Annotated in this window: 14 protein-coding genes and 2 tRNA genes; 1 reads left to right on the plus strand and 15 read right to left on the minus strand. The window is 58.2% G+C overall.

The annotated features are described in order from the left end of the window. Nucleotides 1-122: 122 nt before the first annotated feature. From rnr to nnr, 13 genes are all read right to left on the minus strand, one after another. Nucleotides 123-2,561 (minus strand): ribonuclease R, encoded by a 2,439-nt coding sequence (gene rnr / locus KOL70_RS22250; RefSeq protein WP_058771339.1) that lies wholly within the window; start codon nucleotides 2,559-2,561, stop codon nucleotides 123-125. 16 nt (nucleotides 2,562-2,577) lie between these two features. Next, nucleotides 2,578-3,021, minus strand: coding sequence for a nitric oxide-sensing transcriptional repressor NsrR (nsrR, locus tag KOL70_RS22255; protein WP_021509758.1), 444 nt, complete (start codon nucleotides 3,019-3,021; stop codon nucleotides 2,578-2,580). Between the two features lie 195 nt (nucleotides 3,022-3,216). Continuing rightward, nucleotides 3,217-4,515 (minus strand): adenylosuccinate synthase, encoded by a 1,299-nt coding sequence (locus tag KOL70_RS22260; protein ID WP_058759868.1) that lies wholly within the window; start codon nucleotides 4,513-4,515, stop codon nucleotides 3,217-3,219. Nucleotides 4,516-4,690: 175 nt separating this feature from the next. Beyond that, nucleotides 4,691-4,891, minus strand: coding sequence for a DUF2065 family protein (locus KOL70_RS22265; RefSeq protein WP_031280157.1), 201 nt, complete (start codon nucleotides 4,889-4,891; stop codon nucleotides 4,691-4,693). Nucleotides 4,892-4,948: 57 nt separating this feature from the next. Then, complete coding sequence (gene hflC, locus KOL70_RS22270; RefSeq protein WP_021509761.1) at nucleotides 4,949-5,953, minus strand: protease modulator HflC; 1,005 nt, start codon at nucleotides 5,951-5,953, stop codon at nucleotides 4,949-4,951. Nucleotides 5,954-5,956: 3 nt separating this feature from the next. Beyond that, on the minus strand, nucleotides 5,957-7,192 hold the full coding sequence (gene hflK, locus KOL70_RS22275) for an FtsH protease activity modulator HflK (protein WP_021509762.1): 1,236 nt from the start codon (nucleotides 7,190-7,192) through the stop codon (nucleotides 5,957-5,959). Between the two features lie 79 nt (nucleotides 7,193-7,271). After that, complete coding sequence (gene hflX, locus KOL70_RS22280; protein ID WP_021509763.1) at nucleotides 7,272-8,552, minus strand: ribosome rescue GTPase HflX; 1,281 nt, start codon at nucleotides 8,550-8,552, stop codon at nucleotides 7,272-7,274. A gap of 80 nt (nucleotides 8,553-8,632) precedes the next feature. Then, on the minus strand, nucleotides 8,633-8,947 hold the full coding sequence (gene hfq / locus KOL70_RS22285; protein ID WP_010618006.1) for an RNA chaperone Hfq: 315 nt from the start codon (nucleotides 8,945-8,947) through the stop codon (nucleotides 8,633-8,635). A 110-nt stretch (nucleotides 8,948-9,057) separates the two neighbouring features. Further along, the gene (gene miaA / locus KOL70_RS22290; RefSeq protein ID WP_031280158.1) at nucleotides 9,058-9,999 is read right to left on the minus strand and encodes a tRNA (adenosine(37)-N6)-dimethylallyltransferase MiaA; all 942 of its coding nucleotides are present in this window, start codon (nucleotides 9,997-9,999) and stop codon (nucleotides 9,058-9,060) included. After that, a complete protein-coding gene (gene mutL, locus KOL70_RS22295; protein ID WP_215481615.1) occupies nucleotides 9,992-11,851 on the minus strand; it encodes a DNA mismatch repair endonuclease MutL in 1,860 nt (619 codons plus the stop codon). The genes miaA and mutL overlap by 8 nt, the downstream gene beginning before the upstream one ends. Before the next feature lie 42 nt (nucleotides 11,852-11,893). Continuing rightward, complete coding sequence (amiB, locus tag KOL70_RS22300; RefSeq protein ID WP_371824683.1) at nucleotides 11,894-13,549, minus strand: N-acetylmuramoyl-L-alanine amidase AmiB; 1,656 nt, start codon at nucleotides 13,547-13,549, stop codon at nucleotides 11,894-11,896. Beyond that, complete coding sequence (gene tsaE, locus KOL70_RS22305; RefSeq protein ID WP_059012451.1) at nucleotides 13,549-14,025, minus strand: tRNA (adenosine(37)-N6)-threonylcarbamoyltransferase complex ATPase subunit type 1 TsaE; 477 nt, start codon at nucleotides 14,023-14,025, stop codon at nucleotides 13,549-13,551. The genes amiB and tsaE overlap by 1 nt, the downstream gene beginning before the upstream one ends. A 3-nt stretch (nucleotides 14,026-14,028) precedes the next feature. Further along, entirely contained in the window at nucleotides 14,029-15,546 is a 1,518-nt protein-coding gene (gene nnr, locus KOL70_RS22310) for a bifunctional ADP-dependent NAD(P)H-hydrate dehydratase/NAD(P)H-hydrate epimerase (RefSeq protein WP_072217103.1), read from the minus strand. On the opposite strand from nnr, the gene queG reads away from it, so the two are divergent. After that, nucleotides 15,545-16,684, plus strand: a complete 1,140-nt coding sequence (gene queG / locus KOL70_RS22315) for a tRNA epoxyqueuosine(34) reductase QueG (RefSeq protein ID WP_058775751.1) — start codon at nucleotides 15,545-15,547, stop codon at nucleotides 16,682-16,684. The genes nnr and queG overlap by 2 nt on opposite strands. 431 nt (nucleotides 16,685-17,115) lie before the next feature. Here queG and KOL70_RS22320 read toward each other — a convergent pair. Further along, nucleotides 17,116-17,191 (minus strand) — tRNA-Gly (locus KOL70_RS22320). A gap of 199 nt (nucleotides 17,192-17,390) precedes the next feature. After that, nucleotides 17,391-17,466: transfer RNA gene (locus KOL70_RS22325), tRNA-Gly, on the minus strand. Nucleotides 17,467-17,498: the final 32 nt, after the last annotated feature.

Genomic DNA, 17,498 nt, shown 5'->3' on the forward strand with positions numbered 1-17,498 from the left:
GGATGTATATCGTTGAATACAGAACATTAATCAGGCTGCACTTTGGGGCGCAGCCTGCGAAACAGGGTTGAGTAAGGTGCGTCAGCGCTGACGCACCTGGCCGCTGGCGGGTGAAGAGGCCATCAGGCTTCGCTGGCCTTCTTCTTCACTGCGCGCTTCGCCTTGGTTGCGGCGGCGATTTTACGGGTTTTTTCGGAGACTTTTTTGCTTTTTTTCTCGCTTTTATTCGCCGCAGGCGGCTGCTTCTCACCGCGGAAAGCGGCGTCCGGCTCAAAGTTGCCCTTGCGACCCGCATCGCGACGCCGCTTCGCCGGTGGTTTGCCGCCACGCTTCTCACGCTCGCGCGCGGTTTTTCCTTCACCGCGCGGTACGCGTTTGCTGGAGATCAGCGCGAAATCGATCTTGCGCTCATCCATGTGCACCGCGTCAACGCGCACTTCCACCGCATCACCCAGACGGTAAGTGCGACCGCCGGATTCGCCAATCAGACGCTGGCCCACCGGATCGAAGCGGTAGTAATCATTGTCCAGCGTGGAGACGTGCACCAGGCCATCAATGAACAGATCGTTGAGGCGAACAAAGAAGCCAAAGCCGGTCACGCTGGAGATCACGCCGTTGAATACGTTACCCACCTGATCCTGCATAAAGTCGCACTTCAGCCAGTCGGCCACATCGCGCGTCGCTTCGTCGGCACGGCGTTCGGTCATCGAACAGTGCTGACCCAGCTGCAGCATCTGCTGCATATCGTAGTGATAACCACCGGTTGGCGTGGTGTTGCCTTTTACCGTGCCCTGCTCTTTAGCCAGCAGGTACTTGATGGCACGGTGCAGCAGCAGATCCGGATAACGACGGATCGGCGAGGTAAAGTGCGCATACGACGCCAGCGCCAGGCCAAAGTGACCGCGGTTTTCCGGATCGTACACCGCCTGCTTCATCGAACGCAGCAGCATGGTTTGCAGCATTTCAGCATCCGGACGGTCGGCAATCTGCGTCAGCAGATCGGCATAATCGATCGGCTGCGGTTTCGACCCACCCGGCAGGCTAAGGCCCAGCTCGCCCAGCACGGTACGGAAGCTGGTGATGCTGTCTTCGCTCGGGCGATCGTGATCGCGGAACAGCGCCGGCTCCTGATGTTTCTCAACGAAACGCGCGGAGGCGATGTTGGCCAGAATCATGCACTCTTCAATCAGCTTGTGCGCATCGTTACGTACGGTGCGCTCCACGCGCTCAATGCGGCGCTCAGCGTTGAAGATGAATTTGGCTTCGTCGGTTTCAAACGAGATGCCACCGCGCTGTTCGCGGGCGGTTTCCAGCACCTCATACATGCGGTGCAGCTCTTCGAGGTGCTTCACCTGCGCCGCATACTGTTCACGCAGCTCCGGGTTGCCCTGCAGAATGCTCCACACTTTGTTGTAGGTCAGACGCGCATGTGAGTTCATCACCGCTTCGTAATGTTTGAAGCCGGTGAGTTTACCGCTGGCCGAGATGGTCATCTCGCACACCATGCACAGGCGATCCACCTGCGGATTGAGTGAGCACAGGCCGTTCGAGAGGATCTCCGGCAGCATCGGTATCACCTGCGACGGGAAGTAGACCGAGGTGCCACGCTGCTGCGCTTCGTTATCCAGCGCGGTGCCGGGACGCACGTAATAGCTGACGTCGGCAATTGCCACCCACAGGCGCCAGCCGCCGCCGCGTTTTTTCTCGCAGTAAACGGCGTCATCGAAGTCACGCGCGTCTTCACCGTCGATGGTCACCAGCGGCAGTTCACGCAGGTCGACGCGGCCTTTTTTCGCCGATTCCGGTACCTGCTCTTTCAGTCTGGAAATCTCTTTCTCAACTTCTTCCGGCCATGAGTGGGGAATTTCATGGGTGCGCAGCGCCATATCCACGGCCAGACCGGTGCCCATGTTGTCGCCGAGAATTTCTGTAATTTTGCCGATAGCTTTGCTGCGGCGCGTCGCGCGCTGCACGATTTCCACCACAACCACCGATCCCATGCGTGCATTCAGCGTCTCTTCCGCCGGGATCAGAATGTCAAAGCTCAGACGGCTGTCGTCCGGTACCACAAAGCCGGTGCCGGCATCGGTGAAGTAGCGGCCAACAATCTGGCTGTTGCGCGGTTCCAGCACGCGGACCACGCGCGCTTCACGCCGCCCTTTGCGGTCGGAGCCGCCCGGCTGGGCGAGTATGACATCACCGTGCAGGCAGAACTTCATCTGCTCCGCCGAGAGGTAGAAGTCATCTTTCTGACCATCAACGCGCAGGAAGCCGTAGCCATCGCGATGGCCAATCACTTTGCCGCGCAGTAAATCCAGACGCTCCGGCAGGGCGTAGCACTGGCGACGGGTGAACACCAGCTGGCCGTCACGCTCCATGGCGCGCAGGCGGCGACGCAGCGCTTCAAGCTGATCTTCGCTGGTGATGTTTAACTCTTCGGCGATCTCTTCGCGGCTCGCCGGCTTTTCACGCTTTTCTAATAGCGCGAGGATAAATTCCCGACTGGGAATAGGATTTTCGTACTTTTCAGCTTCTCTATCCTGAAAGGGATCTTTTGACATTACGGTTCCTCCGATGTCATTTATGTGGAATTGCCACCGGCGGTTCGGACAATAAGATGTGGTAAAGCGAATCGTTGTTTTGCACCAGGTCGGCGAGCGTATATTTATCCAGTTCCTGCAGGAATAGCTGGACCGCATTATTCAGCGCGCTACGCAGGCGACAGGCGGGATTTATCGCACACTCTTTACAGTTTACCAGCTGCAAAGGCTCCATTTTTCTCACGACATCGCCAATGACGATTTTTTCCGGGTCCATGCCTAAACGAATTCCGCCGTTTTTACCGCGTGTCGCGGCAACAAAGCCGGCCCGGCTCAGTTGATTGATGATTTTAACCATATGGTTACGCGATACCCCGTAGGTATCGGTGACTTCGGTAATGTTGGTCTGCTGACCTTGCGGCAATGTCGCCATGTAAATCAGGGCGCGCAGACCGAAATCGGTAAAACTTGTTAGCTGCACATGTACCTCAGTGAATCATCGATATTGTTGTTATAACGCCCGTGAGCGCTTCGATTAACATTGATGATAAACCAGTGTGGAAAACCCGGAGCGCTTTTTTCCTGCAACTCCCGAAACCAGCAGGAAAAAATGAAGTGAGCGGAGTCAAAGAGCAGATAAACGAAGGCCGGACAGTGTCCGGCCTGCAAAACGTGATTAAGCGTCGAACGGATCGCGCAGAATCATGGTCTCACTACGGTCGGGACCGGTTGAAATAATATCAATCGGCACGCCAGTCACTTCTTCAACACGTTTGATGTAATCACGTGCTGCCTGCGGCAGGCCTTCCAGTGTTTTAACACCAAAGGTGTTTTCACTCCAGCCCGGCAGAGTTTCATAAATCGGCTCGATGCCTTCCCAGCCTTCTGCCGCCAGCGGCGTGGTGGTCATCTCGCGGCCATCCGGCATACGGTAACCGACGCAGATTTTCACCTCTTTCAGGCCATCCAGCACGTCCAGTTTGGTCATGCAGAAGCCGGACAGGGAGTTGATCTGCACCGCGCGGCGCACTGCAACCGCATCCAGCCAGCCGGTACGACGACGACGGCCGGTGGTGGCACCAAACTCGTTACCTTTCTCACACAGGAACTCGCCGGTTTCATCAAACAGTTCGGTCGGGAATGGACCGGCACCGACGCGGGTGGAGTAAGCTTTGACGATGCCCAGCACGTAATCCACGTAACGTGGACCGATACCTGAACCGGTCGCCACGCCACCGGCAGTGGTGTTGGACGAAGTCACGTACGGATACGTACCGTGGTCGATATCCAGCAGCGTACCCTGTGCGCCTTCGAACATGATCAGATCGCCACGCTTACGCGCGCCGTCCAGCAGTTCAGACACGTCAACGACCATGCCGGTCAGGATGTCGGCCACCGCCAGTACATCGCTCAGCACTTTATCGTAGTCTACTGCATCTTCTTTGTAGTAGTTCACCAGCTGGAAGTTGTAGAAATCAACGATCTCTTTCAGCTTCACGGCGAAGGTTTCTTTGTTGAACAGGTCGCTGACGCGCAGACCGCGACGGGCAACTTTATCTTCGTAGGCTGGGCCGATACCACGACCGGTGGTACCGATAGCTTTGGCACCGCGCGCTTTTTCACGCGCCAGGTCCATCGCCACATGGTATTGCAGAATCAGCGGACAAGCTTCAGAGATCAGCAGACGTTCACGTACCGGCACACCGCGCGCTTCCAGACCGTTCATCTCTTTCATCAGGGCTTCAGGCGACAGCACAACACCATTACCAATGATGCTGGTGACGTTTTCACGCAGGATGCCAGAGGGAATTAAGTGGAGGACGGTTTTCTCACCGTTGATGACAAGTGTATGGCCTGCATTGTGGCCACCCTGGTAACGCACAACATATTTCGCGCGTTCAGTCAGAAGGTCTACGATCTTACCTTTACCTTCATCACCCCATTGGGTGCCCAGTACGACGACGTTCTTACCCATTTTCTAAAATCACCGATTGCTTAAAAATGGATTCTACCATCGGATTTTCACTCTTTCAGCACTTTTAGCATACGATTGCGCTGTTTTTTGCCTGAGTTTTGATCACTACAACATGTTGGGGGCAATGCTCTGCAGCAGACACAATTTAGCCGTGCGGCAGCGCGCAAATTTTTGCTCAGCCATTCGCGTGCGTGCTCAGCATGGCGTAAATCACCACGCCCGCCACCACCAGCCCGCCGCCAAAACGGTGCAGTATACGGTCCGGTAACTGCGTCATCGCCAGAATCATGCGACGCCACAGACGCGGCAGCAGCATCGGTCCTAATCCCTCCAGCACCAGCACCAAAGCCAGCGCCATCCAGACGGTTGTGTTCATTCTGTTTTCCCAAAAAAAAGGCCGACATCAGTGTCGGCCTCAAGGTTATAACAGTTATTAACGCGAGACGTTAGTTGGCGCCTTCATATAGCGGAAGAAATCGCTATCCGGGCTCAGCACCATCACGTCCTGATTGTCCGCGAAGCTGTTCTCATAGGCACGCAGGCTGCGGATAAAGGCATAGAAATCAGGATCCTGGCTGAAGGCGTCAGCGAACAGCTTGGCCGCTTCACCATCCCCTTCACCACGGCTGATCAGCGCCTGACGCTGCGCTTCTGCCAGCGTACGGGTTACCTGATAATCGGCCTGAGCGCGCAGTTTTTCCGCCTCTTCCTGACCCTGTGAACGCTGACTACGTGCTACCGCTTCACGCTCGGCGCGCATACGGTTGTAGATCGCGTCCGACACTTCGGTCGGCAGGTTGATCTGCTTGATGCGCACGTCGACCACCTGAATACCCAGCGCCGCCATACTGTTCGGGTTTGGCGCCGGCTCATTGCTGTTGGTCTCACGCTCAACGCGGGCAGCCGCGCTGGCAATCGCATCGTCAGCGGCTGGCGTCTGCACTTCGTCGTCATTGCCGGCACTGCCGGTGTTCAGCGCATCGCGTACGTCGGTAGTCAGACGGCCACGCGAGTCGGTGACGATATCTTTCACATCAAGACGGCCCATTTCTGAACGCAGACGGTCGCTGAACTTACGTTTCAGCAGTACTTCCGCCTGAGATACATCGCCACCGCCGGTCGCGAGGTAGTAACGGCTGAAATCGCTGATGCGCCACTTGATGTAAGAGTCCACAATCAGGTCTTTCTTCTCTTTGGTGACGAAACGATCGGCCTGGTTATCCATGGTCTGGATGCGCGCATCCAGCGACTTCACGGTTTCAATAAACGGAATCTTGAAGTGCAGACCCGGTGCGTACACCTGCGGCTTGTTCTCATCATCACGCAGCACTTTACCAAAGCGCAGCACGATACCGCGCTGGCCTTCCTGCACCACGAACAGTGAGGCGTACAGCACCACCAGAACAACAATAATTACGGCGATGATTGGCTTACGCATCGATTACTCCCTCCCTTCGCGCTGGGTATCGTTACGCAGCGCATTGGCGCGACGCTGATCCATGATGCTGTCCGGACTGTAGGATGAAGTGTCGCCGCGGCCGGCATTGCTGCCCGGTGACGACGGTAACTTCATCAGATTGGCATTGTTCTGACCGCTCTGGCCGCCTGCCTGGCCGCCGCGCATCAGCTGATCCAGCGGCAGCACCATCAGGCTGTTGCCACGGTCGTTAACCAGCACTTTGCGGGTATGGCTGAGCACGCGCTCCATGCTTTCAATGTAGAGACGTTCTTTGGTGATCTGCGGTGCGGCTTTGTACTCCGGGAGCAGACGCGCGAACCGCGCCACTTCACCCTGCGCTTCCAGCACGGTACGCTCTTTGTAGGCTCGCGCCTCTTCAAGAATACGCTGCGCCTGGCCGTTAGCACGCGGCTGCACTTCGTTGGCGTACGCTTCAGCTTCACGCACGTACTGCTCGCGGTTTTCGCGGGCGGCAATCGCATCGTCAAACGCGGCTTTGACCTCTTCCGGTGGACGCGCCGCCTGGAAGTTGACGTCAAGCAGCGTAATACCCATGTTGTAAGGACGAATGGTTTCGTCGATTTCACGCTGGGTATCGCTACGCACGACGGTACGGCCTTCGGTGAGGATACGGTCCATGGTCGAGCGGCCAATCACGCCGCGCAGCGCGCTGTCAGTAGCCTGACGCAGGCTGTCATCGGCACTGGTTACCGCATACAGGTAGCGCTCCGGATCGGTCACGCGGTACTGCACGTTCATCTCCACGCGCACCACGTTCTCGTCCGAAGTCAGCATCACGCCAGACGCCGCCAGCTCACGCACCGCTTCGACGTTGACGGCCCGCACCTGATCGATAAAGGTCGGTTTCCAGTTGAGGCCAGGCTCAACCAGATGGCTGAATTTGCCGAAACGCGTCACGACCCCGCGTTCCGCTTCTTTAATGGTGTAGAAACCACTGGCTGCCCAGATGACCACTGCCGCCACGGCGACAATGCCAACCAGTTTGCCACCGCTGCCGCCGCTGCGCTGGCCGTTATCGCTCTGTTTGCCACCGCCCAGTCCGCCGAGTTTTTTACTCAGCTTACGGAAGATATCATCCAGATCAGGAGGTCCCTGATCGCGACCTCCTTTATTTCCCCCAGAGTTGCCGCCTTGGTTATTGCTGCTTCCCCACGGGTCGCGGTCCTGTCCGTTATTTCCGGGCTGATTCCACGCCATGTCTCTACTCCATTTATTGTATATAAGTTTACCCTGCCACGTGCCGGGCACGTCTTGGGGTAAATGAGTTGGGCAACGGTCAAACAATATAACTGGCGAGCTGCGGTTCCTGCTTGCACAAGCGACGCCAGTCAACAATTGGCATTCGCACCTGCAAACCTACGCAGCCATCTTCTTCATTCCACTCTTTTTCAATCGCCTGCAGCTGATAGAAGCGGCTGCGCAGGCGGCCCGCTTCCGGCGGCAGACGTAAATCATACTGCGCCACTTCACCGGCTAAGCGCTCGGACAGCGCCTGCCACAGCAGCGGCAAACCGGCACCGCTCTGCGCCGACAGCCACACGCGCGTCGGCCGGTTCTCTTCGTCACGATCGATACGCGGCTCAAAGCCATCCAGCATATCGATCTTGTTCATCACCAGCAGCACCGGAATCTCATCGGCTTCAATCTCTGCCAGCACTTCGTTTACGGCATCAATGTTGTCATTGACGCGTAAATCCGCGGCGTCAATCACGTGCAGCAGCAGCGACGCCTGACGGGTTTCCTGCAGGGTGGCTTTAAACGCCGCCACTAAGTCATGCGGCAGGTGACGGATAAAGCCTACCGTATCCGCCAGCACCACTTCGCCGACATCGGCCACGTTGAGGCGGCGCAGCGTCGGGTCCAGCGTGGCGAACAGCTGGTCGGCAGCATACACATTGGCTGAAGTAATGGCGTTGAACAGAGTGGATTTGCCGGCGTTGGTGTAGCCCACCAGGGAGACGGTCGGCACATCGGCTTTCGCGCGCGCCTGACGTCCCTGCTCACGCTGTTTTTCCACGCGTTCAAGGCGGGACAGAATCTGGCTGATGCGGCCGCGCAGTAAACGACGGTCGGTTTCCAGCTGGGTTTCACCCGGTCCACGCAGGCCGATACCGCCTTTCTGCCGCTCAAGGTGAGTCCATCCGCGCACCAGACGGGTGGCAAGATGGCGTAACTGTGCCAGCTCGACCTGCAATTTCCCTTCATGGGTGCGGGCGCGCTGGGCAAAAATATCGAGAATTAAGCCGGTGCGATCGATTACGCGACATTCGCACAGCCGCTCAAGATTACGTTCCTGAGCAGGGGATAAGGCATGATCGAATAAAACGACCGATGCTCCACTCGCTTTCACCGCATCGGCAATTTCAACTGCCTTTCCTTCACCGACAAAATATTTGGGATGTGGCGCTTTACGGCTGCCGGTAATCACTTGCAGCGCATCGACGCCCGCAGAAGAGACAAGAGTTTCAAACTCCTGCAAATCTTCCAGCTCTTTGTCTTGGGAGAACCAGATGTGTACCAGTACGGCCTGCTCACCGGCATCATAACGGTCAAACAAGCTATAACCTCGCTAAAATAAAATAACCAGGACGGGAAAACGCACTCGCTCCCCAGCCCTGGCTTTACGGCCGTGCAGAATTACTCTGCGTTATCGCCGTCTTGTTGTGGCTGCGACTGAGCGCCCTGGTTGCTTCCGCCATGGTGGTAGTTACTGCCACCGCTGCCGCCCGCGTTGTTGCTATGGTGCGAAACCGGACGAGAAGGAACCACTGTAGAGATGGCGTGCTTATACACCATCTGGCTTACCGTGTTTTTCAACAGAATGACGAACTGATCAAAGGATTCAATTTGTCCCTGCAGCTTAATACCATTCACCAAATAGATCGAAACCGGTACACGTTCACGACGCAATGCGTTCAAAAACGGGTCTTGTAATGATTGCCCCTTAGCCATTCTATCTTTTCCTTATATGCTTGTTGTTTGTTACTTTGTGAACCGTGGTTCAGAAAAACTGCGTAAAAATTTGCGCACGATAACGGACCAATTGTACACAATCATCCCTGCTACGCACTAACAACCTGAAGCACCGCATTACGCGCTAATTCTGGCGCGTCACTGTCTAACCAGTGGACGTCGGGCCAGCCACGTAACCAGGTCATCTGGCGTTTAGCGAGCTGCCGGGTGGCGCAAATTCCCCGATAAACCATTTCGTCGTAATCGATTTCGCCAGACAGATAAGACCACATCTGACGGTAACCAACACAGCGAATGGAAGGCATGTCCGTATGCAAATCACCTCGTGCAAACAGTGCCCGAGCCTCCGCTTCAAAACCTGACGCTAACATCTGGTCGTAACGCAACGCGATGCGCTGGTGTAACAGTTCACGGCTCGCCGGGGCGATAGCAAACTGGTACACATCGTAGGGTAACGCTTCACCGGCCGTTTTTGTCAGTTCCGTTAAAGTTTTACCCGAAATAAAAAAAACTTCCAGTGCTCGCGAAAGTCTCTGCGGATCATTCGGATGAATACGACTACCGGCGACCGGATCGATTTCACACAGCTGGCGGTGCAGGGCTTCCCAGCCTTTTTCCGCCGCCATTTGCTCTATTCGCTGACGCACTTCCGGATCGGCCGAGGGCAGCGGCGACAATCCTTCCAGCAACGCTTTGAAGTAAAGCATGGTTCCACCAACAAGCAGCGGAATCTTACCTTTTTGGGTAATCTCCGCCATTTCTGCCAGCGCATCGCGACGAAACTCAGCAGCGGAATAGCTCTCCGCCGGGTCGCGAATGTCCAGCAAGCGATGGGGTGCCTGCGCCAACTCCTGTGCCGACGGTTTCGCCGTGCCAATATCCATCCCGCGATAGATTAAGGCAGAGTCAACGCTAATAAGTTCCACCGGAAGTTGCTGACGCAGCGCAATGGCTAATGCCGTCTTACCGGAGGCGGTCGGCCCCATCAAAAAAATTGCCTTTGGCCGGCTAGCCTGGTTCAGTTCACTCATGCTTCAACGCGTTTAGCGCGCTCTCAATCTCAAGGGTCTGTATCAGACCTGAAGGCGGCGATTTCAGCAGATGCGGACAGAGCCGTTCGAGCTCTGCCAGCAGCGTGATCGCCTGCGAGTGATTCCAGTGAGGTTCTGCCGCATCGTCGCGTCGCGCCAGCCACTGGGCCAGTGCGGAAGCAGAAACCTCTTGCTGCCGGGCGAGATAGCCTAACAGGTCTGGAATCAAGATTTGTAAATTTTGTGTTCGTAACGGTAAAGGGACAGCGCGCAGCGTCACATGCTGTCCTTCCCGTTGTAAATCAATGCCCATCTGGCTTAACAGCGTCGCCTGGGCATCAATCACGCTTAACTCTTCGTGAGCGATTTTCAGCCGTACCGGGATCAGCAGCGGCTGCGGTTTGAGCCCCTCATCGCCGGGTTGCAACTGGGCCTGTTTGAGCCAGCGCGCCGCCACGCTTAATGACAGCAGCTGCAATGTCTCCCCGCGCTCCAGCAGCGCATAGCGCTCGCGTACCACGCTGAGCACCCGGCCAAAACTTTGCATATGGGCGGCCAGCGGCGCTTCACGCGCGGGTGCCGGGCGTGGCGCGGGCGCGGGTTCAGCGGCCGGTGCGCGTGGCGTCTCCGCCGCCGGTGTTTTTATCAGCTGCTGATAAACCGCCCCTTCACGCGCGCGATAGCCCGGCTCTTTGGGCTGCCACTGGCCGCCCGTGCCGCCGGATGCCGCGCTGCCACCGCTGCGCGCGCCGGTTGCCGGCTGGGCAAAGTGATTCGCTCCGGCGGCCTGGCGGTTCTCAGGCTGCCACTGCGGCGGCGGCTCTTCGGCATGGGCCAGCGGCAATTCGGCGCTGCGACTGGCCTGCAGCACGCTCATCACGCCCTGCCAGATAAAGTCATGCACCAGACGCGACTGATGAAAACGCACCTCATGCTTCGCGGGATGCACGTTGACATCCACCTGGTGCGGGTCAATCTCCAGATACAGCACATAGGCTGGCTGCTGATCTTCACCGAGCTGGGTTTGATAGGCCTGGCGGATGGCGTGATTAATCAGCTTGTCGCGCATCATGCGACCGTTAACGTAGCAGTACTGCAGGTCGGTAACCTGACGCGCCCCCGCCGGATCGGCCACCCAGCCGCGCAGCGCCAGCTCGTCGTGCTGCCAGTCAATGCGCAGCGCGTGCTGCATGAAAGGCGTTCCGCAGATGGCACCCAGACGCCGCTCGCGCTGCGCCTCCTGCGTCACGCCGCGATACTGACGCACCAGCTTGCCGTTGTGCGTCAGCGAAATGGCAACGTCGAAACGCGCCAGCGCAATGCGGCGAATCACCTCATCAATGTGGGTGAACTCGGTCTTTTCGGTGCGCATGAATTTACGGCGGGCAGGCGTGTTGTAGAACAGATCGAGCACTTCCAGCGAGGTTCCCACCGGGTGGGCGGCGGGTTTGACCGTCACCGCCATATCGCGCCCTTCGGCATAGGCCTGCCAGGCTTCCTGCTGATCGGCGGTGCGCGACGTCAGCGTCAGGCGCGACACCGAGCTGATACTCGCCAGCGCTTCACCGCGAAAGCCGAGGCTGACAATCGCCTCCAGATCATCCAGCGAGGCGATTTTGCTGGTGGCGTGGCGGGCCAGCGCCATCGCCAGTTCATCTCTGGCAATGCCGCAGCCGTTGTCGCGGATGCGGATCAGCTTTGCCCCGCCCTTCTCAATATCCACCTCAATGCGCGTCGCTCCGGCATCAAGGCTGTTTTCCACCAGCTCTTTTACGACCGAGGCCGGGCGCTCAACCACTTCGCCAGCGGCAATCTGGTTCGCCAGCTGAGGCGGTAAAATCTGTATTGGCATGGTGGTGATCCTTATCAGGTATGGGCTGCGCGCAGCCCCTCATCAGGATTGTGGAATCTTTAAATTTTGCCCCAGCATCACGTTGCTCGACTTCATGTTATTTGCCTGCATGATGGCTTTCGGGCTGACGCCGTACTTCGCGGCAATCGCCGTCAGCGAATCACCGCGCACCACTTTGTGCCGCGCCGGACGGCTGGCCGCGCTGCTGACGCCGGAACCGGCCGGCACTTTCAGCCGCTGGCCGACCCACACCACATCGCGCTTCAGGTTATTCAGCTCGCGCAGCGTCGCCATGCTGACACCGTATCGCGCGGCAATGCCGGACAGCGTCTCGCCGCGCGTCACGGTATGGCGCTGGGTAGCACCGGTATACTGCACGGTGCCGGTCGCCGGGTTGCTGGCGACGCTAACCGCTGGTGCGCGATCCAGCGGCCGGTTTTCCTCCTTTGGGACCGATTGCAGCGGATGCGCGAGGAAATAGTTACGCAGTCCTTTGTAAATCGACTGGGCAATCTTTTCCTGATACGCGCTGCTGCCAAGCAGCCGCTCCTCCCCGGCGTTACTGATAAAGCCGGTTTCAACCAGTAAAGAAGGGATGTCCGGCGAACGCAGCACGCCGAGGCTGGCATGTTCCGGCAGACGCTTGTGCAACGGCGTTACGCCGCGCAGCTGCTGCAGCACTTTAACCGCCACGTCATAGCCGACGCGCTGTGAATGGCCAAACTGCAGATCCAGCACCGCCTGGCTCAGGTAGGGATCGGCCTGACTGTTCGCCAGCAGATCGCCCGCGCCGCCCAGCAGCTCAGACTGTTTCTCTTTCTGCTCCAGCCAGTTAGCCATTTCGCTGTTGGCGCGACGGTTGGACAGCACCCAAACCGAAGCCCCGGTGGCAGAGTGATTCGGTGCGGCGTCGGCGTGAATCGATACCAGCAGGTTAGCGTTCTCTTTACGCGCCACCTCGGAACGGCCCATCACCGAAATAAAGTAGTCGCCGTTACGCGTCAGCACCGGTTTAAACATCGGGTCCTGATCCATCAGCGCTTTGAGCTTCCGCGCGATGGCGATGGTGACATTCTTTTCATGTAAGCCGTGCTGGCCCGACGCGCCAGGATCCTGACCGCCGTGTCCGGCATCAATCGCCACGATCACCGCATCATTACGGCTGACAGCACCGCCCGGACGCACCGTGGTGTTGCTGCTGGTCACCGCCGTCACCGGATTGGCGTTGAACGGATTGCCCTGGCTGGTCGTAGCGCTGTCGCTCTGGCGCGCACGCGTCACCGGTGCCGCCGCGGTGCTGCGTCTGGCAGGCTGGGTGCCGCTGATGGTGAAGACCACGCGGTACTGATTGCCGTCGCGCTGCGTACTGGCGCGCGTTTTCGCCGCCTGGGTCAGCTCAAACACCAGCCGGATGCTTTGCTTATCCTTCGGCTGGCTATTACGAATCCGTTTAACGATGTTTTCGCCGCTAAAGTTGAGCGGCAGCCCCTGAATATTGCCGCTCTGGCGAATATCCAGCACCACCCGGTTCGGGTTGTGCAGCGGAAAGAAGCCATACACCGGCTGGCCGTTGAAGCTCAGGGTCACCGTCGCCTGGCTGTCGCCGTTATCGACTTTGATATCCGATAGTGTCGCGGCCAGCGCCGACGAGGAGAACAGACACAGCAGGGCGAGCATCATCCCGGTAACGCGTGACATCATGCCGGTTCCCTGCCCTGCTGAAACTGCTGCAGCAGCGTATCGCCCAGCGGCGAATGCGCGCTGATTTCCGCTGCGCGCGCGCTGGCAACGTAGCTTAGCGTCAGTGCCAGATCCGGCTCTGGCAGCACACCCGCGCCCTGCTGCGGCCACTCAACCAGGCACAGCGCGTCGCCGCTGAAGTAGTCACGGATGCCCATAAACTCCAGCTCTTCCGGGTCGGCGAGGCGATAGAGATCGAAATGGTACAGACTGCGGTCGCCCAGCTGATAGGGCTCAACCAGCGTATAGGTTGGACTTTTGACGTTGCCCTGATGGCCAAGCGCCTGCAAAAAGCCGCGGCTGAAGGTGGTTTTACCGGCACCCAGATCGCCATACAGATAGATCACCACCGCGCTGCTGCAAACGCGGGCCAGTTGCGCACCCAGATTCAGGGTTGCCGCCTCATCGGGCAAAGGAATAACACAGGTCTTCATGCTTTATTGTTGGATCATCTCTGGATTAACAAACTGCCACAGCAGTGCGAACAAATCAGTGGCTAACATGCCGCGCGTCCCGCGCTGTCGCGCTACCGCATCCGCCGCGGCACCGTGCGCGACACAGCCCGCACAGGCGGCGTCAAACAGCGTGGCCTGCTGGCCCAACAGGGCGGCGATAATACCGCTCAGCACATCGCCCATACCGCCGGACGCCATGCCTGCATTGCCGACATCCGCAATCGCCATGTCGCCCGTCGCGCTGGCAATTACCGTACCAGCACCTTTCAGCACCACCACGCCGCCGTAGCGGTTTGCCAGGGTCTGCGCGGCGTGTAAGCGGTCACTCTCAATCTCTGCGGTTTTCACCCCGAGCAGGCGTGCTGCCTCGCCGGGATGCGGCGTAATGATGCGATTCTGACGGTTATCTGCATTGATTGCCAGCAGGTTAAGCGCATCAGCATCCCAAAGCATCGGCTTTTCACTCAGTGCCACCTTTTTCAGTGCCTTCTGAGCCCATTCACGCTGGCCAAGACCGGGGCCGATGGCGATGACATCCGCCCACGCCAGCGCGTCGTCCAGCCGCGCGTCGCTCAGGGCATCCACCATCAGCTCCGGTCGTGCGCTGAGAATCGGACCAATATTATCTTCATGCGTTAACACCCGCACAAGCCCGGCACCGCTGCGCAGCGCCGCTTCGCCGGTCATGCGGATCGCGCCGGCCGTGCCGCTGTCGCCACCAACCACCAGCAAACGGCCGTGATCGCCTTTGTGCGAGGTGGCTTTACGCGGCTTCAGCCAGCGCGGTAAATCCGCTGCAGCGTAGCGATGAATCGGCGCCGGCTCGCCAGCCAGAAACGCGTCCAGACCAAGCGTCGCGCAATGCAGCACGCCGACGTGGTCACGCGCTTTGCCGGTGAGCTGACCGGGCTTCAGCGCAATCATACTTAACGTACAGTCCGCCACGACCGCCGCCCCTGGCGTGGTGCCGGTCGCCGCCACCAGCCCGGAAGGGATATCGACGGCAAACACCGGCGCGGCGTGCGCATTGATCTGTTCGATCAGCGACTGATAAGGCGCGGCAGGCGCGCGATTCAGCCCGGTGCCCAGCAGCGCATCAACAATTACGTCGATGTGTTCCGGCCAGGCAGCGTCGGCGGCATGAATCACGCCGCCCGCCGCCAGCCAGCCGTCGCGCGCCTGCTGTGCTTCTTCCGGCAGCGGACGTTCGCTGTCACAGGCCAGCAGCGTCACGCTTAGCCCGGCGGCCTGCGCCAGCCGCGCCACCACGTAGCCATCGCCGCCGTTATTACCGTGGCCGCATAAAATCAGCCAGTGCTGCGCCTGCGGCCACTGCTGGCGAATCCGTTCATAACTGGCCTGCCCGGCGCGCTGCATCAGTTCATACAGCGTCAGGCCCAGGCTATCGGCGGCGTCGCACTCCAGTTGCGGCATGGCCTGCGCAGGCCAGACAGAGTGTGGTAAACTGCGTGCGTTTGCTTCAATTGCCTGGTCTCTCATGTCATACCCTCTCGATCTTCAACAGCTCGCTCAACAGATTAAACAGTGGGGGCGCGAACTCGGCTTTCAGCAGGTGGGTATTTGCGATACCGACCTGAGCGCCGAAGAGCCGAAACTGCAGCAGTGGCTGGAGAAACAGTATCACGGCGAGATGGACTGGATGGCGCGTCACGGCATGATGCGCGCCCGTCCGCATGAACTGCTGCCCGGCACGCTGCGCGTGATCAGCGTACGCATGAACTATCTTCCGGCCAAAGCCGCGTTTGCCAGCACGTTAAAAAACCCGCAGCTGGGTTATGTCAGCCGCTACGCGCTGGGCCGCGATTACCACAAAGTATTGCGCAATCGACTGAAAAAGCTCGGAGAAAAAATCCAGGCCCACTGCGGCGAACTCAATTTTCGTCCGTTTGTCGACTCCGCGCCAATTCTGGAGCGGCCGATTGCCGTCAAAGCCGGACTCGGCTGGACCGGCAAACATTCGCTGGTGCTGAATCGCGAAGCCGGCTCGTGGTTTTTCCTCGGCGAACTGCTGATTGATCTACCGCTGCCGGTGGATGAGCCGCAGCAAGAGCAGTGCGGCCGCTGCGTCGCCTGCATGACCATCTGCCCGACCGGCGCCATCGTCGAACCTTATGTCGTCGATGCGCGCCGCTGCATCTCCTATCTCACCATTGAACTGGAAGGCGCCATTCCCGAAGCGCTGCGTCCGCTGATCGGCAACCGCATTTACGGCTGTGACGACTGCCAGCTGATCTGCCCGTGGAACCGCTATGGTCAGCTGACCGATGAAGAGGATTTTTCGCCGCGCGCGGTGCTGCACGCGCCGCAGCTGGTCGAACTGTTCGGCTGGGATGAAGCCCGTTTTCTGCGCGTCACGGAAGGCTCTGCCATTCGCCGCATCGGCCATCTGCGCTGGCTGCGTAACGTAGCTGTGGCGCTGGGTAATGCGCCCTGGGCACCCGAGAATCTCACGGCATTAGAACAGCGGCGCGGTGAACATCCGCTGCTGGATGAGCACATTGACTGGGCGATCACGCAGCAGCGGCAAAAGCGCGCGGCGCAGGCGGTAGAGGTGCAATCGGCACAGCAGCAGCGGCTGGTGCGCGCCGTCGAGAAAGGGTTACCGCGTGATGCATGATTGAGCAATCGCGCAGGATATTATGCTTTTCCACATGCTGTGAATAAAATTATTTCCCCGAATAGTGACGTGGATCGTTATTTCGTCTAAAAGGGGCATTCACAGTCTGAAATATCATTTACCCAATAAAAAACATAGGGTTAGATAATTACTGTAAACATTTACGTCGGGTTTTGTGCGCAGGGGCTTGTCCAGAGCTTGTGGATAACTCTGTTCAAAACGGTTTTGCAGATAGGGTAAAACGCCGTCAGCACGTTGCGGGCGCATTGTGGATAACCTGTAAGATTACTGCAACAGACGCAGACATCCTGGGCACTCACGCGGCGTGCAAAATTTCCAGATAACAAACGGAACCGCACAGGTAAAACGACTGCAGCAGTTGTATGTCTGATTGTGCCCGGGGGCAAATAACTTTAGTGAATATGAAAATCTGGAGCGGGAAACGAGACTCGAACTCGCGACCCCGACCTTGGCAAGGTCGTGCTCTACCAACTGAGCTATTCCCGCATAATCTTCGTATTTTAGTCTGCCACGGCGTTGGCTGCCTTCGCTCACCCAGGTCACTTACTCGTGTAAGCTCCCAGGGATTCGCTCAGTTGCCGCCTTGTTGCATACTCAAATACTCGATTATGTACCGGCATTCTTAAGTCACAACAACCGCAAAAAGACTAAATCCGTGATTTGGATGGCGTACTGCAACAGAGACTGGAGCGGGAAACGAGACTCGAACTCGCGACCCCGACCTTGGCAAGGTCGTGCTCTACCAACTGAGCTATTCCCGCATAATCGTCGTCTTTCATTGCGCTGCGGCGTT

Source organism: Pantoea sp. B270 (genome assembly GCF_018726825.1).
GTDB classification, from domain to species: Bacteria; Pseudomonadota; Gammaproteobacteria; order Enterobacterales; family Enterobacteriaceae; genus Pantoea; species Pantoea dispersa.

What these genes read in the sequence shown, in the direction of transcription:
- mutL (WP_215481615.1), bottom strand. Translation starts at nt 11,851, where the DNA reads ATGCCAATACAGATTTTACCGCCTCAGCTGGCGAACCAGATTGCCGCT.
- hflC (WP_021509761.1), bottom strand. Translation starts at nt 5,953, where the DNA reads ATGCGTAAGCCAATCATCGCCGTAATTATTGTTGTTCTGGTGGTGCTG.
- nnr (WP_072217103.1), bottom strand. Translation starts at nt 15,546, where the DNA reads ATGAGAGACCAGGCAATTGAAGCAAACGCACGCAGTTTACCACACTCT.
- amiB (WP_371824683.1), bottom strand. Translation starts at nt 13,549, where the DNA reads ATGTCACGCGTTACCGGGATGATGCTCGCCCTGCTGTGTCTGTTCTCC.
- KOL70_RS22265 (WP_031280157.1), bottom strand. Translation starts at nt 4,891, where the DNA reads ATGAACACAACCGTCTGGATGGCGCTGGCTTTGGTGCTGGTGCTGGAG.
- hflK (WP_021509762.1), bottom strand. Translation starts at nt 7,192, where the DNA reads ATGGCGTGGAATCAGCCCGGAAATAACGGACAGGACCGCGACCCGTGG.
- KOL70_RS22260 (WP_058759868.1), bottom strand. Translation starts at nt 4,515, where the DNA reads ATGGGTAAGAACGTCGTCGTACTGGGCACCCAATGGGGTGATGAAGGT.
- hfq (WP_010618006.1), bottom strand. Translation starts at nt 8,947, where the DNA reads ATGGCTAAGGGGCAATCATTACAAGACCCGTTTTTGAACGCATTGCGT.
- queG (WP_058775751.1), top strand. Translation starts at nt 15,545, where the DNA reads ATGTCATACCCTCTCGATCTTCAACAGCTCGCTCAACAGATTAAACAG.
- rnr (WP_058771339.1), bottom strand. Translation starts at nt 2,561, where the DNA reads ATGTCAAAAGATCCCTTTCAGGATAGAGAAGCTGAAAAGTACGAAAAT.
- tsaE (WP_059012451.1), bottom strand. Translation starts at nt 14,025, where the DNA reads ATGAAGACCTGTGTTATTCCTTTGCCCGATGAGGCGGCAACCCTGAAT.
- miaA (WP_031280158.1), bottom strand. Translation starts at nt 9,999, where the DNA reads ATGAGTGAACTGAACCAGGCTAGCCGGCCAAAGGCAATTTTTTTGATG.